14 protein-coding genes are annotated in these 15,970 nt (G+C 68.1%); 11 read left to right on the top strand and 3 right to left on the bottom strand.

Going from position 1 to position 15,970, the window contains the following annotated elements:
* The first annotated feature begins 9 nt into the window (after positions 1 to 9).
* From pstB to rnt, 8 genes are all read left to right on the top strand, one after another.
* Positions 10 to 840 carry a phosphate ABC transporter ATP-binding protein PstB gene (gene pstB / locus C1932_RS06770; protein ID WP_108757682.1) on the top strand — a complete coding sequence of 277 codons (831 nt, stop codon included), beginning with the start codon at positions 10 to 12 and terminating at the stop codon, positions 838 to 840.
* Positions 841 to 904: 64 nt separating this feature from the next.
* Positions 905 to 1,612: a phosphate signaling complex protein PhoU gene (gene phoU, locus C1932_RS06765; RefSeq protein ID WP_108752631.1), complete on the top strand. Its 708-nt coding sequence runs from the start codon at positions 905 to 907 to the stop codon at positions 1,610 to 1,612.
* A 276-nt stretch (positions 1,613 to 1,888) separates the two neighbouring features.
* Entirely contained in the window at positions 1,889 to 2,245 is a 357-nt protein-coding gene (locus C1932_RS06760) for a hypothetical protein (RefSeq protein WP_108761637.1), read from the top strand.
* Positions 2,232 to 3,107 carry a DUF692 domain-containing protein gene (locus C1932_RS06755; RefSeq protein WP_108761636.1) on the top strand — a complete coding sequence of 292 codons (876 nt, stop codon included), beginning with the start codon at positions 2,232 to 2,234 and terminating at the stop codon, positions 3,105 to 3,107. Before C1932_RS06760 ends, C1932_RS06755 begins: the two co-directional genes overlap by 14 nt.
* Positions 3,100 to 3,855 (top strand): putative DNA-binding domain-containing protein, encoded by a 756-nt coding sequence (locus C1932_RS06750; protein ID WP_108763371.1) that lies wholly within the window; start codon positions 3,100 to 3,102, stop codon positions 3,853 to 3,855. Before C1932_RS06755 ends, C1932_RS06750 begins: the two co-directional genes overlap by 8 nt.
* A 20-nt stretch (positions 3,856 to 3,875) precedes the next feature.
* A complete protein-coding gene (locus C1932_RS06745) occupies positions 3,876 to 4,376 on the top strand; it encodes a DoxX family protein (RefSeq protein WP_108761635.1) in 501 nt (166 codons plus the stop codon).
* A 167-nt stretch (positions 4,377 to 4,543) separates the two neighbouring features.
* Positions 4,544 to 4,861, top strand: a complete 318-nt coding sequence (locus tag C1932_RS06740) for an RcnB family protein (RefSeq protein WP_108761634.1) — start codon at positions 4,544 to 4,546, stop codon at positions 4,859 to 4,861.
* Positions 4,862 to 4,996: 135 nt separating this feature from the next.
* Positions 4,997 to 5,581: a ribonuclease T gene (rnt, locus tag C1932_RS06735; protein WP_108761633.1), complete on the top strand. Its 585-nt coding sequence runs from the start codon at positions 4,997 to 4,999 to the stop codon at positions 5,579 to 5,581.
* A gap of 119 nt (positions 5,582 to 5,700) precedes the next feature.
* On the opposite strand, the gene C1932_RS06730 is transcribed toward rnt, so the two are convergent.
* The 3 genes from C1932_RS06730 to C1932_RS06720 form a co-directional block, all read right to left on the bottom strand.
* Entirely contained in the window at positions 5,701 to 8,727 is a 3,027-nt protein-coding gene (locus tag C1932_RS06730; protein ID WP_108761632.1) for a ligand-binding sensor domain-containing diguanylate cyclase, read from the bottom strand.
* 212 nt (positions 8,728 to 8,939) lie between these two features.
* Positions 8,940 to 10,340, bottom strand: a complete 1,401-nt coding sequence (locus C1932_RS06725) for an ATP-binding protein (RefSeq protein ID WP_108761631.1) — start codon at positions 10,338 to 10,340, stop codon at positions 8,940 to 8,942.
* Positions 10,341 to 10,345: 5 nt separating this feature from the next.
* Entirely contained in the window at positions 10,346 to 11,074 is a 729-nt protein-coding gene (locus tag C1932_RS06720) for a response regulator (RefSeq protein WP_108752624.1), read from the bottom strand.
* Between the two features lie 204 nt (positions 11,075 to 11,278).
* Here C1932_RS06720 and C1932_RS06715 point away from each other — a divergent pair, with 204 nt between their 5' ends.
* The 3 genes from C1932_RS06715 to C1932_RS06705 are packed head-to-tail and all read left to right on the top strand — an operon-like array spanning position 11,279 to position 15,917.
* Complete coding sequence (locus C1932_RS06715) at positions 11,279 to 12,523, top strand: efflux RND transporter periplasmic adaptor subunit (protein WP_108761630.1); 1,245 nt, start codon at positions 11,279 to 11,281, stop codon at positions 12,521 to 12,523.
* On the top strand, positions 12,520 to 14,478 hold the full coding sequence (locus tag C1932_RS06710) for a MacB family efflux pump subunit (protein ID WP_108761629.1): 1,959 nt from the start codon (positions 12,520 to 12,522) through the stop codon (positions 14,476 to 14,478). Before C1932_RS06715 ends, C1932_RS06710 begins: the two co-directional genes overlap by 4 nt.
* Positions 14,475 to 15,917, top strand: a complete 1,443-nt coding sequence (locus tag C1932_RS06705) for a TolC family protein (protein ID WP_108761628.1) — start codon at positions 14,475 to 14,477, stop codon at positions 15,915 to 15,917. Before C1932_RS06710 ends, C1932_RS06705 begins: the two co-directional genes overlap by 4 nt.
* The last annotated feature ends 53 nt before the right edge of the window (positions 15,918 to 15,970 follow it).

Below are 15,970 nucleotides of genomic sequence, written 5' to 3'. Positions count from 1 at the left end.
GATACCGCCATGAACGACCTTTCCAACGCCGTGCCGATGCAGCGCATCGCCGTGCCGTCCTCGCACGAGAGCCTGCACACGCCGGCTCCGGTCAAGCTTGCCGCGCGCGGACTGGACTTCTACTACGACAAGTTCCATGCCCTGAAGGGCATCAACCTGGAAATTCCGGAAAAGCGCGTGACCGCGCTGATCGGTCCTTCCGGCTGCGGCAAGTCGACCCTGCTGCGCATCTTCAACCGCATCTACGCGCTGTACCCGAAGCTGGAAGCGCGCGGTGAAGTGCTGCTGGACGGCGAGAACATCCTGTCGCCGAAGTACCCGATGAACCGCCTGCGCAGCAAGGTCGGCATGGTGTTCCAGAAGCCGGTGCCGTTCCCGATGACCATCTTCGAGAACGTGGCCTACGGCATCCGCCACCACGAAAAGCTGAGCAAGGCCGACATGGCCGACCGCGTGGAACAGGCCCTGCGCCAGGGCGCACTGTGGGACGAAGTGAAGGACAAGCTGAACCAGAGCGCGCTGGGCCTGTCCGGCGGCCAGCAGCAGCGTCTGTGCATCGCCCGTGCCGTGGCCCTGCGCCCGTCGGTGCTGCTGCTGGACGAACCGACCTCGGCGCTGGACCCGATCTCCACCAGCCGCATCGAACAGCTGGTCGAAGAACTCAAGCACGAGTACACCATCGTCATCGTCACCCACAACATGCAGCAGGCTGCGCGCGTGTCCGACTACACCGCCTTCATGTACCTGGGCGACCTGATCGAACACGACCGCACCGAAGTGATCTTCTCGCAGCCGTCGCAGCGGCAGACCGAGGATTACATCACCGGTCGTTTTGGCTGAATCGTCGATCGAATCACAGACAACGTCAGTCGAGCATGGCTCGACTCTACCGAGCGGAACAACCATGAATCTTCCCAACGACCATATCGTCAAAAGCTACGACGAAGAGCAGCAGCGCCTGGTGGCCGAAATCGTGCGCATGGGCGAAATGGCCGTCGCCCAGCTCGAAGCGTCGATGGACGTGATCGAGAAGCGCGATGAGAACGCCGCCCATCGCATCATCGCCAACGATGAAGCCATCGATGCACTGGAACAGCAGATCAGCCACGACGTGATGCGCCTGGCCCTGCGTGGCCCGATGGCCCGCGACCTGCGCGAGATCCTGGCTGGCCTGCGCATTCCGGCCGACATCGAGCGCATTGGCGATTACGCCGCCAACGTGGCCAAGCGTTCCATCGCCCTGGGCAAGGTGCCGCCGCTGCCGCAGATCCAGGGCCTGCGTGCCCTGGGCCGACTGGCCGCGCAGCAGGTGCGCCGCGCCATCGCCGCCTACCGCGACAACGATGCCGACGCCGCGCTGGAGCTGCGCCAGGACGACGCCCGCCTGGACGCGCAGTACACCGCGCTGTTCCGCGAGCTGCTGACCTACATGATGGAAGACCCGCGCAACATCACCCCGTGCACCCACCTGCTGTTCATGGCCAAGAACCTGGAACGCGTGGGCGACCACGCCACCAACATCGCCGAGAACGTGTGGTTCCTGGTGCATGGCGAACAGCCGCTGCCGCCGCGTGAAAAGCGCGACGAGACCTCCAGCACCGACGCAATCTGATCCCGCACTGCAACACTGAAGTGGGGTCCAGGGGGCCGCTGTCGATGTGACAGCGGCTTTTTCTTTGGGGATTTCTCCGGGCGGCCATCCACACATGGCGTGGATCAGGGGTCAGAGCCCTTTCCTGCGGAAAGGGATCCGACCCCGGCCTCCCGCACGGGTGGACCGACGCCACTCCTCACGAAAATTTTAGCTTTCGGCGAAGATTCCTTGAGTAGGATCGCTGCACCATCGTTTCACCCCGGGCAGCCGCCCACCACCCAAGGAGTACGACCGATGAGCAGTTCCAACAAGACCCTGTCCCTGCTGACCGCCACCGCACTGGCCGCGGGCCTGGGCGTGACTGCCAGCGCTTCGGCCCTGAGCATGACCGACCTTGCCCAGGGCTATCTGGTGGCCGGCCAGGCGGCCAAGTCCGGCGATGCCAAGGCCACCGACGCCAAGGCCGCCGATGCCGCCAAGCACGCCGAGGGCAAGTGCGGCGCGGACGGCAAGAGCGCCGAAGGCAAGTGCGGCGGTGACAAGGGCAAGGCCGCTGCCGGTACCGCTGCCGACAGCAAGGCCAAGACCGAGGCCGGGAAGAAGGCAGCTGAAGGCAAGTGCGGCGAAGGCAAGTGCGGTGGCAAGCACTGACGCTGCGGCCAGCGTCGTCCACCCCCGGTTGCCGCTGCCCGCGGCAGCCGTCGGGTTGGGCCTGCGGCGGGCGCTGCTGCAGGACCTGCGCGATGCCCCGGCCGGCGATTTCGATTTCCTGGAGTGCGCACCGGAAAACTGGATCAACGTCGGTGGCCCTGCGGGCGAGGCGTTGGATGAACTGGTCCAGCGCCATCCACTGAGCTGCCACGGCCTGTCCTTGTCGCTGGGTGGCAGTGCTGCGCTGGACACCCAGCTGCTGCAGCAGGTCGGCCGTTTCCTCGAGCGCCACCGCGTGCCGCTGTACAGCGAGCACTTGAGCTACTGCAGCGACGAGGGCCAGTTGTACGACCTGCTGCCGATCCCCTTCACCGATGAAGCGGTACGCCATACCGCCGCCCGCATTGCCCGCGTGCAGGACATCCTGGGCCGCCGCATCGCGGTGGAAAACGTGTCCTATTACCTGGCTCCGCAGCCGGCGATGGATGAGCTGGCCTTCACCAACGCCGTGCTGGCCGAGGCCGACTGCGACCTGCTGCTGGACGTCAACAACGTGTACGTCAATGCCTGCAACCATGGCTACGATGCCGACGCGTTCATTGCAGGCCTGCCGGCGCAGCGCATCGTCTGCCTGCACGTGGCCGGTCATCTGGACGAGGCTCCGGACCTGAAGATCGATACCCACGGCAGCGCGGTGATCGACCCGGTGTGGGCGCTGCTGGAACGCAGCTACGCCCGCTTCGGCCCGCGCCCCACCCTGCTGGAGCGCGACTTCAACTTCCCGCCCTATACCGAACTGCAGGGCGAACTGCACACCATCCGCCGCCTGCAGGCCCGCCATGCGGGAGCTGCACATGGCTGACGCTGCAACCACTCTGCGCGCGCAGCAGCACGCGCTCACCGCGCACCTGCGCGACCCGCAGCACGTGCCCGCGCCCACCGATCTGGATCCGCGACGGGTAGCGGTATACCAGCGGTTGCTGTTCAACAACCTGCTGGGCCTGCTCGGCAATGGCTTCCCGGTCTGCGTGCGCCTGCTCGGCGAACCGGCCTGGGCCGATCTGGTGCGGCACTACTTCGCCCACCATCACGCGCGCACACCGCTGTTCACCGCGGTGGCGGCCGAGTTCGTGCAATGGCTGCAGGCGCAACCGCAGCTGCCCCACCCCGCGCTGGCCGAGCTGGCGCACTACGAATGGGTGGAAACCGAGCTTTACCAGCGCACGGCCGAGCCGCTGCCACCGGCCACCGGCATTGACCCGATGCAGGTGCCGCTGCGCTGCTCCGCGCTGGCCTGGCCGCTGCTGTACGCCTGGCCGGTACACCGGCTGGGTAGCGATGATGCCCCTGCCGAAGTGCCCGCCGAACCCACCGGGCTGCTGGTCCGCCGCGATGCCGACGGCGTGGTGCGCTTTGCCCAGCTCAGCCCGTTGGCCGCGCACCTGCTGATGCTGATCGCCGAGGCGCCAGGCGCCACCGGCCAGCAGCACCTGCAGCAGCTGGCCGGCGTGCACCAACTCGACGCCGATGCATTGATCGAATCTGGCACCCACCTGCTGCAGCAGTTCCTGCAGGCAGGCGTGATCGGCCCGCTGCCCACCGTGGCCTGACCCGCCCAAGGAGATTCCCGATGAAGACCTCGCCCCTGGCCGCCCTGCGTGGCCAGCTGGACCGCTGCGGCCCGTGGTTGGCCCCGCTGGGCCTGCGCCTGCTGCTGGCCTGGGAGTATTTCGAATCCGGCCGCGAGAAGCTGCAGGGCCAGAACTGGTTCGCCGAACTGCAGCACGCTTTTCCGTTTCCGTTCGACCAGCTGCCGGCCAGCGTGAACTGGCAGCTGGCGACCTGGTTCGAACTGGTCGGCGCGGCCTGCCTGCTGTTCGGCCTTGGCACCCGCTTCGCCGCGGCCAGCCTGCTGGTGCTGACCGCGGTCGCCACCTACGCCGTGCACTGGCCCATGCACTGGAATTCCCTGGCAGACCTGGCCATGGGCTATGCCATCAGCGATCAGGGCTTTGGCAACTTCAAACTGCCGGTGCTGTTCATGGCCATGCTGCTGCCGCTGCTGTTCAGCGGTGCAGGACGATTGAGCCTGGATGCGCGGATGGCGCGCTGGTGCGCCACGGACCGGTAGGTGCCAACCTTGGTTGGCACGCGTTGCGCGGGGCCACGAGCGCCGCCCCGTTACACGCCGATACGCGCCGAAACCGCAGAAACGGCCGATTTAATCGCCTATTCATGAAAAAAATCCGATGCTGGATCCGTGGCCTCGACGACCACGTCCTTCCCCCGGAGTTGCCCATGAAGCGCCTGATTGCCGCCACCCTTTCGCTGACCCTGCTGGCCACCGCCGTTTCGCCCGCCATGGCCGCCCCCTACGGCGCCGGTGGCCGCGACGACCACCATGGCCACAAGGATCACCACGACGAGCGTCGCGATCCGCCGCGTCGCGGCCACAAGCTCGCCCACGACCATCGTGGTGAGTACGTGCGCGATTACCGCCACCATGGCCTGCGTGCCCCGGCCCGCGGCCAGGAATGGCGCAAGGTGGACGGCCGCTACGTGCTGATTGCCGTGGCCACCGGCGTCATCGCCGACGTGGTGCTGGCACGCCGCTGACCTCTCTACAGCGTCCCGGTCACGCACTGCGTGGCCGGGCGCTCAGGGTCGCTCTGCTAGAATCCGCGCATGAATGACCCCACCCCCGCACCTGACGCCGCCCCCGTTTCCGTAGCACCGCCGGCGCAGCGCGCGATGTCGCAACGCTTCCGCGGCTTCCTGCCGGTGGTGGTGGACGTGGAAACCGGCGGCTTCGACAGCCAGCGCAATGCGCTGCTGGAAATCGCTGCCGTGCCGATCGAGATGGACGAGAACGGCCTGCTCTACCCCGGCCAGACCGCCAGCGCGCACGTGGTTCCGGCCGAAGGCCTGGAGATCGATCCGAAGTCGCTGGAAGTGACCGGCATCATCCTGGACCACCCGTTCCGCCTGGCCAAGGAAGAAAAGGCCGCGCTGGACCACATCTTCACCCCGGTGCGCGCAGCGATGAAGAAGTACGGTTGCCAGCGCGCGATCCTGGTGGGCCACAACGCGCATTTCGACCTCGGCTTCGTCAACGCCGCGGTGGCCCGCACCGGCCACAAGCGCAACCCGTTCCATACCTTCAGCGTGTTCGACACCGTTACCCTGGCCGGCATCGCCTACGGGCAGACCGTGCTGGCACGCGCGGCCAATGCCGCCGGGCTGGGCTGGGATGCCAACGAAGCGCACAGCGCGGTGTATGACACCGAACAGACCGCACGGCTGTTCTGCACCATCGCCAACGCTTGGCCGCGGTAAACAGCCAACGGCGCAACCGCATCATTACCCCACCGTAGATCCACGCCATGCGTGGATGAATGCATCGGTCGTGCGGACCAACGGTCCGCACCCACCGCCCACCGGGCTGTGGATGGGCATCAACCGATGCTGGTGCGGTCGCGACCGTCGCTCTTGGCGCGGTAGAGCGCGCGGTCGGCGCGCTGGTACAGCAGGGCCGGCGTGCGGTCGTCCGCCGCCAGTTCCACCAGGCCGGCACTGAAGGTCACCCGCAGCGCGGGCACGCCGGCCCAGTCGGCATGGTCGTGGAACAGGCCGCGCAGGCGCGCGCACAGCTGCGCGGCTTCTTCCAGGCGGGTGTCGTTGAGCAGCAGCGCAAACTCTTCACCACCGGTACGTGCCGGCAGGTCGGAATCGCGGCTGGCGGCGGCAATCAACTGCGCCACTTCCACCAGCACGGCATCGCCGATGCTGTGGCTGTAGGTGTCATTCACGTCCTTGAAGTGGTCGATGTCCAGCACCACCAGGCACATCGGGTGGCCGCTGCGTTGCGCACGGGCAAAGTCACGCGCGAGCGTTTCATCGAAACCACGACGGTTGGCCAGGCCGGTCAGCGCATCTTCGCGCGCCTGCCGTTCGAATGCTTCGGCCTGCCGCGCCAGGCGCTCGGCCAGCTCGGTCTTTTCCTGGTTCAGCGCCTGCAGGTGCACGGTCTGCGCCTGCAGGTCGAAGGTGGCCTCATCCACGCGCTGGGCCAGGCGCAGGTTGCTGGAGCGGTAGCGCTGCAGCAGGAACCGGTACAGGGCCACCAGCCCGGCAATCAACAGCAGCGCGATCAATGCCTGCACGCTGTGCCGCTGCCACCAGAACGGCTGCACGCTGAAACTCCAGACCGCTTCCTGCTGGCCCCAGGCGCCGCCGGGATGCGCGGCCGACACATGCAGGGTGTAATCCCCCGGCGGCAGGCCGATGAATTCGACGCTGCGCTGGGCGCCGCGTTCCACCCAGCCATGGTCCAGCCCTTCCAGCCGCGTGCGGTAGCGGATGCGGTCGGACATCAGGTAACTCAGGCCAACGAAGCTGACCGCCAGCCGGCGCCCGCCCGGAATGGAATTGTGGTCGGTGCCTTCCCAGTGCACCGGCACGCCATCCACCTGCACGCTCTCGATGGCGGCAGGCGGCGCCGGGCGCTCGCGGAAGCGCTGTAGGCGCTGCGGGTCGACCGTGCTCAGGCCGCCGGCAGTCACCACCCAGAAGGTGCCGTCCTGGCGCAGGATCGCCGACGGACCGGAACTACCATTGGCCTGCGCGTTGGCCATGCCATCGATCTCGTTGTAACGCTCCACCGACACCCGCGGCGCGCGACCATCGGCCACCGCGTTGAGCGTGGCCATGTCGGTCCGCAGCACGCCGCGGTTGCTGCTTACCCAGACATTGCCCAGGCGGTCGGGCACCAGCTGGAACACCGTATCCACCGGCATGCCCTGTTCCAGCCCCACGCGCGACAGGCGCCCGCCCTGCCAGCGGTACAGGCCACGGTCGCTGCTGATCCACATGGCTTCGCCGATCTGGCGGAAGCCGAACACACTGCGGCCGCCGCCCAGCGCGGTCAGGTCGATGCGCTGCACCTTGCCGCCGCGCAGTACATGGATGCCCTCGATCGTGCCGATCCACAGATTGCCCTGGTGGTCGTGCTCCAGCGCCGTGATCAGGCCGCTGGGCATGCCCGGCACGCGTGACACCTGCACACGGCTGCCCTCGATGGAGACCACGCCCTTCTGCGTGCCGGCCCACACCACGCCGTCGGCGCCTACGCTGATCGCGCGGATGTTGCCGCCGGGCATGCCGTCGGCCGCATCGTAGTTGTGCCGCAGCTGGCCCTGCGCATCCAGCCGGTACACGCCGTCGCCAAAGGTTCCCACCCACAGGTCGCCGTCCGGCCCCTGCGCCAGACTGAGCACCGACGGCGCCTTGCCGCCGCGGTTGTGCAGCGGCATGGCACGGAAGTGCCCATCATCGGTCTGCACGTCCAGGCCACTGGCACTGCCCACCCACAGGCGGCGGTCGCGGTCCTCGAACACCGTGCGCACGTAATCGCCGCTCAGGCCATCGCGTTCGGTGTAGCTGCTGAACAACGTTTCGCGCAGGCGGTACAGGCCGCCATTGGCGCCCACCCAGATGCTGCCTTCGGCATCCTCGCGCAGGCTGACCACGCGCCCGCCCGGCAGGTTCAGGCCGGCCGGCAGGCGCTCCATGCCGTGCGCGGAAATGCGCAGCAGCCCCTGGTTCTCGGTGCCCAGCCAGATATCGCCGTGGCGGTCCTGCAGCATGGCGGTCATGTGCAGCTGTCCGGGCAGGCGGTGCACCAGCACCAGGCGGTCATCTTCCACCCGGTACAGGCGCTCACCGGCCACGATCCACAGCGCACCATCGGGCGCCCGGTACGGCCAGGACAGGCCACTGCCCACGCCCCAGCCCGGCGGCGCGCGCTTCATGTCGCCGTCGGTGTCGCGCAGCAGCAGGCCGTCCAGGGTGCCGATCCACACCCGGTCCTGGGCGTCCACCACCAGCTTGGTGAAGCTCATCGCCACCGGCAGGCCCGGCGGCGGGGTCTCGAACACCATGCCGCCGTCGGGGGTCAGGTACCCCAGGCCCTTGCCTTCGTACAGCAGCCACAGGCGGCCCTGGCTGTCCATCTGCATGGCCTGGATCAGCACCTGCGGGCTGCTCGGCCCGTGCTCCCAGACCCGCCAGCGGCCATCGCCGGAGCGGTAGCTGACGTTGCCGCGCGAATCGCTGATCCACAGGCCGCCCTGCCGATCGACGTAGAGCGCGCCGATGCCATTGTCCGGCAGCCCCGGTCGAGTGCTGCGGTCGAAGACGGTGAAATCCAGTCCGTTGTAGCGCACCAGCCCTTCCCAGGTGGCGAACCACAGGTGCCCTTCCGGGGTCTGCGCGATGTCGCGCAGCGAGTTGTGCGGCAGCCCGTTGCGCGAGGTCCACACGTCGATGGCGTAATCGCGCAGCGGCGGCGCGCCCTCCTGGGCTGCGGCCAGTGGCGGCGCCAGGGCCAGCAACAGGCACAGCAGCGCCCACCGCAGCAGCGGTGCGATCCAGGTTCCCGGGTGGCGCCCCGCCAGGCGCCTGCCAGCCCCCTTTCCGCCCATTACCGCAGGGGCAAGGGCCAGGTGCGGTTACCCGGGCGGGCAACGGGCAGCAACGGGGTCAGCTGGGCGGCACGGGGCCGCACGCCGGCACGAACGGGCTGGGTCATCGGTCAAGCGCTGGGAAGTTGACGCGAATGATAGGGCAAACACCCCCTTCGGCGTCACCGCAGCCCCGGCGCCCGGCCGTAATGTCATCCACGCATGGCGTGGATCTACGGGCGCGCCTGGGTGCTGGCCGGCCAGTGCACCACGGCCTCCAGGCCGCCGGCCGGCCGGTTGCGCAGCCACAGCCGGCCGCCATCCTTTTCGGCCAGGGCCCGGGCGATGGTCAGGCCCAGCCCGGCGCCGCCGGTCTCGCGCGAACGCGACGTCTCCACCCGCACGAACGGGTCGAACACCGCTTCCAGCTGGTCGTCGGCCAGGCCGGGGCCATCGTCGGCCACCACCACGGTGATGCCCTCCTGATCGCGCTCCACCCGTACCCGCACCCGTTGCGCGTACATCACCGCGTTGTCCACCAGGTTGGAGAACAGCCGGTGCATGGCCAGCGGGCGCAGCATCAGCACCGCCCCGCTGCGGCCTTGGAAGGCCACGTCGGCACCGCCCTCGGCGGTATCCTCGACAATGCTTTCCAGCAGCGAATCCAGGTCCAGGGCGGCGCGCTGCTCGGAACTCTCGGCGCTGCGTGCCAGTTCCAGGCCTTCGCGCACCAGCGCCTGCATGGCGGCCAGGTCACCGATCAGGCGTTCGCGCAGGGCTTCGTCGCTCACGTTTTCCAGGCGCAGGCGCAGCCGGGTCAGCGGCGTCTGCAGGTCGTGGGTGATCGCCGCCAGCATCTGCGTGCGCTCGGCCAGGTGCCGCTGCAGGCGTTGCTGCATGGCGTTGAAGGCCTCGGCGGCGCGCTGCACCTCGCGCGGGCCGCGCAACGGCAGCGGTGCACGCTGCAGATCGTCGCCCAGTTCTTCGGCCGCCGACGCCAGTTCCTGCAGCGGCTTGCTGGACATGCGCGCCACGATATAGGCCAGCACGCCGATGGCCAGCACCAGCAGGGTCAGGAACAACGGATCGACCGCCAGGATGCCGTTGTGCGCCACCGCCGGCGAATCCAGCGCCAGTTTCAGCAGGGTGCCGTCGCTCAGCGTGACATCCACGGCCCGGCACTTGGGCGGAATGAAGGACGGATCGCGCTCGCGCGGCGGGCGTCGATGGCCATTCGGTGGCGGCGGCGGCGGCAGGAATTCCTGCAGGCGGGGAATGCAGGAACGGAACGAGGTGAAATGCACATGCGCGCGCGCCACCGGTCCGGCGCGGTCATCCAGCACCTGCATCAACGCGGTGTCCTGCCGGCCCAGGCGCGCATCCGGCGGCAACGAACGCACGCTGGGCCCGCCGGTTTCCAGCAGCCGCTCACGCAGCTCCGGGTTGCCGTCGAGCATGTTCACGTAGCCCTGCAGGCGATCGGCCACGCGGTTCAGGTTCTGCCGCTCGAATTCCTGCTGGCGCTTCGAAGAGGCCAGCATGGTCGCACCGATGGCGGCCACGGCCATGCCCACCAGCAGGATCACGAACAGCCGTCCCACCATCGAGGACAGGAAGTGGCGCAGGCGCTGCATCGGGGTTATTCCATCTGCACCGACGAGGCCAGCACGTAGCCTTCGTTGCGCACGGTCTTGATCAGGCCATCCGGGCCGCCATCATCGGCCAGCTTGTTGCGCAGGCGGCTGACCTGCAGGTCGATCGCACGGTCCTGCGCTTCATAGTTGCGGCCACTGCTCAGCGCCACCAGCTGCTCGCGCGACAGCACCTTGTTGGCATGGGCGATGAACACACGCAGCAGACGGAATTCGGCGCCGGACAGCACCACCACCCGGCCATCGGGGTCCACCAGGTGGCGGTGCTCCAGATCGAACACCCAGCGCGAGAAACGCGCGCGGCGCACCGCCAGCGGCTCCAGGTTGGCCGGCAATGCTTCGGTCCGGCGCAGCACGTTGCGGATGCGCGCCAGCAGCTCGCGCGGTTCGAAGGGCTTGGCCAGGTAATCGTCGGCGCCCATTTCCAAGCCGAGCACGCGGTCGATCGGCTCGGCACGCGCGGTCAACATGATCACCGGCGTGTTGGACCGTGCGCGCAGGTCGCGGCACAGGGTCAGCCCGTCTTCGCGCGGCAGGTTCAGGTCCAGCACGATCAGGTCCACGTGCTCGCGGTCCAGCAGCTGGCGCATGCTGGTGCCGTCGGCGGCCGTGCTGACCAGATAGCCGGCCTTGCCCAGCTGCTCGGCCAGCAGGGTGCGGATGTCGTTGTCGTCGTCGACGATCAGCAGTCGATGCATCGGGGTTTCGGTCTCCATGTGGCGATTTTCCCGTGTCGGGAGCTGAACCGCATCCTGGTCATTGCGTAGCACTGTATCCACGGCGGGGCCGGATACCTGTGGTTACGCACTTTGCCCGACAGTGTTACATACAGACACACCCCGAGGATTGAGCGCGGCCTCGTCGGCTCTTCACAATGCCTGCCAACGCCGCCCTGCGGCCCCCAGAGTGAAGCCCCCGACGTGATCTCCCGCCTGTTGCCCGCGACCCGGAAAGGTCGCCTGATGCTGATCGCCGTGCTTGTCCTGGTCGCTGCCGTGGCCGCCTGGTGGCTGCTGCGCAAGCCAGCCGCACCGGCCCTGGCCACCACCGCGGTCAGCCGTGGCGATATCGAACAGACCGTGGAAGCCACCGGGGTGATCGATGCCTACAAGCTGGTCAGCGTGGGTGCCCAGGCCTCGGGCCAGATCAAATCGCTGAAGGTGCAGCTGGGCGACACGGTGAAGGAAGGTGACCTGATTGCCGAGATCGATGCCACCACCCAGCAGAACCAGGTGCTCAATGCCCAGGCATCACTGGACCAGGTGATCGCCCAGCGCGCCGTGCAGCAGGCCACCCTGCGCCAGGCCGAGCTGGATTTCGCCCGGCAGAAGCAGATGCTGGCCGCCGAAGCCACCTCGCGCCAGGAATACGATGCCGCCGAAGCCACGCTTAAGACGGCCCGCGCGCAGCTGCAATCCTACGAGGCGCAGATCAAGGGCCGCGAAACCGAGCTGGGCACCGCCCGCGCCAACCTGGCCTACACCCGCATCACCGCGCCGATGGATGGCACCGTGGTGGCCGTGGTGGCCGAAGAAGGCCGCACGGTGAACGCCAACCAGACCGCGCCGACCATCGTGATGCTGGCGCGGCTGGACGTGGTGACCGTGAACGCCGAAGTGTCCGAGGCCGATGTGGTGAAGATCAAGGCCGGCATGCCGGTGTACTTCACCACCCTGGGCGACCCGGACCGCAAGTACCACGCCACGCTGCGGCAGATCAATCCGGCGCCGTCATCCATCGCCAATGAAAGCTCGTCCAGTTCCAGCAGTTCGTCCAGTTCCAGTTCCAGCAGCGCGGTGTACTACAACGCCCTGTTCGACGTGGAAAACCCCGACGGCACCTTGCGCATCGACATGACCGCGCAGGTCTCGGTGCTGTTGAACCAGGCCAAGGGCGCCCTGCTGGTTCCGGCCGTGGCGCTGGGCCCGAAGACCCGCGATGGCCAGCGCATGGTGCGCGTGGTGGGCGAAAACGGCCAGCCGCAACCGCGCAAGGTGAAGGTGGGCATCAGCAATGGCGCCAGCGCGCAGATCCTGTCCGGGCTGGAAGAAGGCGAACGTGTGGTGGTGGGTGAAGCCAGCGCCGCGGCGGCCAGCAGCGGCAACAGCAACCGCAGCGGCGGCATGCGCATGGGCCCGCCCGGTGGCATGGGGCCGCGCCGATGAGCCACGGCGCCCCCCTGCTGCGCCTGCGCGATCTGCGACGCGAGTTTCCCGCCGGCGACGATATGATCGCCGTGCTGCGCGATGTCAACGTGGATATCCATGCTGGTGAAATGGTGGCCATCGTTGGCCAGTCCGGCTCGGGCAAGTCCACCCTGATGAACATCCTGGGCTGCCTGGACCGTCCCACCCGCGGCAGCTACCAGGTGGCTGGCCGCGAGACCGGCAACATGGAACCGGACGCGCTGGCCGAACTGCGCCGCGAACATTTCGGCTTCATCTTCCAGCGCTACCACCTGCTGGGCGACCTGGACGCGCGCGGCAACGTGGAAGTGCCGGCCGTCTATGCCGGCAGCCCCGGCCCGGTGCGCAACGCCCGTGCGGAACAGCTGCTGCAGCGCCTGGGCCTGGGCGACCGCATGCACCACAAGCCCGGCCAGCTTTCCGGTGGCCAGCAGCAGCGCGTGTCGATCGCCCGCGCCCTGATGAACGGTGGCGAGGTGATCCTGGCCGACGAACCGACCGGCGCGCTGGACACGAAATCCGGCGAAGAAGTGATGGCCATCCTCGGCGAGCTGCACGCCGAAGGCCACACCATCATCATCGTCACCCACGACATGAGCGTGGCCGAGCACGCCCAGCGCATCATCGAGATCCGCGACGGTGAAATCATCGCCGACCTCGCCAACCCGAAGGCGCCCAGCCATCGGGCGCAGCGCGAAGCGAGCATCGGTGTGGCCCACGGCAGCAACTGGCGCGCCGCACGCGACCGCTTCACCGAAGCCTTCCGCATGGCCCTGCTGGCCATGAACGCGCACCGCCTGCGCACCTTCCTGACCATGCTCGGCATCATCATCGGCATTGCCTCGGTGGTCTCGGTGGTGGCCCTGGGCAACGGTTCGCAGCAGCAGATCCTGCAGAACATCAGCGCGCTGGGCACCAACACCATCGACGTCTACCCCGGTCGCGGGTTTGGTGACATGCGCTCGGCGCGGGTGCAGACCCTGAAGGCCACCGACGCCGACGCACTGGCCACCCAGAGCTACGTGGACAGCGCCACGCCCAGCGTGTCGACCTCGGTTACCGCGCGCTACCGCAACCAGTCGGCCACCGCGCAGATCAGTGGCGTGGGCGACCAGTACTTCCGGGTGAAGGGCATCACCCTGCTCAGCGGCAGCTTCTTCGACACCGATGCGGTGAAGGGCCTGGCGCAGGAAGCGGTGATCGACGAGAACACCAAGACCCAGTTCTTCCCCGACAGCGACCCGGTCGGCCAGGTGATCCTGCTCGGCAACGTGCCGGTTCGCGTGGTGGGCGTGGCCAAGAAGCAGAGTTTCGGCTTTGGCGGCAGCACCAGCCTGGGCGTGTTCGTGCCCTACACCACGGTGATGTCGCGCATGCTGGGGCAGAGCCACGTGTCCAGCATCACCGTGCGGGTGAATGACGAAACGCCGATGGATGCCGCGCAGGAGGCCATCACCCGCCTGCTGACGCTGCGCCATGGCACCGAGGATTTCTTCCTGAGCAACAGCGCGGAAATCCGCGAGACCATCGAGCAGACCACCCGCACCATGACCCTGCTGATCGGCGCCATCGCCGCCATCGCGCTGCTGGTGGGCGGCATCGGGGTGATGAACATCATGCTGGTGTCGGTGACCGAGCGCACCCGCGAGATCGGCGTGCGCATGGCCGTGGGCGCGCGGCAGAGCGACATCCGCCAGCAGTTCCTGATCGAAGCGGTACTGGTCTGCCTGCTCGGCGGCCTGCTCGGCGTGGGCCTGGCACTGTTGCTGGGTGCGCTGATCGGACGCTTCTCCAGTGATTTCCAGGTGCTGTTCTCCACCGCATCGATCGTGGCCGCGTTCGCCTGCTCCACCCTGATCGGCGTGGCCTTTGGATTCCTGCCGGCACGCAGTGCCGCCCAGCTCGACCCGGTGGAGGCACTGGCCCGCGAATGAAGATGATGATGACCCGACTGCCCTTCCCTGCCCCCACCCGCCTGCTGCTGGCTGGCGCCGTGCTGCTGGCCCTGTCCGGCTGCGCATCGGTGGGCCGCTACCCCACCCAGGATCCCGAAGTGGCTGCCACTTGGGGCCGCGGCGATGCCACCCTCAACGCACCCGCCGACGACCCGCGCAGCAGCCTGGATACGCCCAGCCGCGATATCCGCCAGGACACCTGGTGGCAGGGGTTCGGCGATGAACGCCTGGACCGGCTGGTGGCACGCGCACTGCAGGCCAACAGTGACCTGGGCGCCGCCGGGCTGGCCGTGCAGCGCGCGCGCCTGCAGGCCGGGCTGGCCAGCAATGCGCTGTGGCCGCAGCCGTCCTCGTCGGGCGTAAGTGGCAGCGGCAGCCGCGCCACCGACCAGGCCGACGACTGGAGCCGCAGCTATTCCACCGGCGTGTCGCTGGGCTGGGAAATCGACCTGTGGGGACGCCTGCGCACCCAGCGCGACATCGCCCGCTGGGAAGCCCAGGCCAGCGAGGAAGACCGGCAGAACACCGCACTGCTGGTGATCGGCGACACCATCACCCAGTACTGGACCCTGGCCTATCTGAACCAGTCCATCGGCAGCGGCCAGGCCAACCTGGAGCGCCTGCAGCGCACCCGCGACCTGGTGCAGGCGCGCTTCGACGCCGGTGCGGTATCGCGGCTGGAAGTGCGCCAGGCAGAGCAGAACCTGCAGTCGCAGCGCTCGGCGCAGAGCGCGCTGGAACAGCAGCGGGTGGAAGTACGCAATGCGCTGACCGTGCTGCTGGATGGCACGCCGTGGCCGCAGCAGGACGAACCGCAGAACCTGGACGATGCACGCAGCCCGGCCATTGCCGAGGGCCTGCCGGCCGATCTGCTGGGCCGTCGCCCCGACCTGCGCGCGGCCGAGCTGCGCCTGCGCAACAGCCTGAAGACCATCAAGGTCACGGCCACCCAGTACTACCCCGCGCTCAGCTTGACCGGCAGCGTGGGTTCCAGCGCCACGTCACTGGGTGATGTGCTGCGCAACCCGGTGGCCACGCTGGGCGCGGGCCTGTCGCTGCCGTTCCTGAACCTGCAGCGGGCGCAGCTGGATACCGACATTGCCGGCACCGCCTACCAGATCGACGCCACCAACTTCCGCAAGACGCTGTACACGGCACTGTCTGAAGTGGACAACGCGCTGTCGGCACGCGAACAGCTGGCACGCCAGGTCGAAGCCTCGCAGGCCTCGTACGACCAGGCGGTGGAAGTGGAACGCGCGCAGGAAGTGCGCTACCGGGTGGGTGCCACCGATCTGCGCACCTGGCTGGAAGCGCAGCAGAGCCGGCGCGATGCCGAACTGTCGCTGGCGCGCGTGCGGCAGAGCCAGTTGAACAACGATGTCACCCTGTTCAAGGCACTGGGCGGCAGCGCGGGGTGAGGCCGCGAGAGCGCCAACCACGGTTGGCGACTACCCGGTAGGTGTCGACCTTG

Origin of the sequence: Stenotrophomonas sp. YAU14D1_LEIMI4_1 (genome assembly GCF_003086815.1) — a bacterium.
GTDB lineage: Bacteria > Pseudomonadota > Gammaproteobacteria > Xanthomonadales > Xanthomonadaceae > Stenotrophomonas.
Note: the sequence above shows the minus strand (reverse complement) of the source record. Positions and strands in the feature narration are given on the sequence as shown.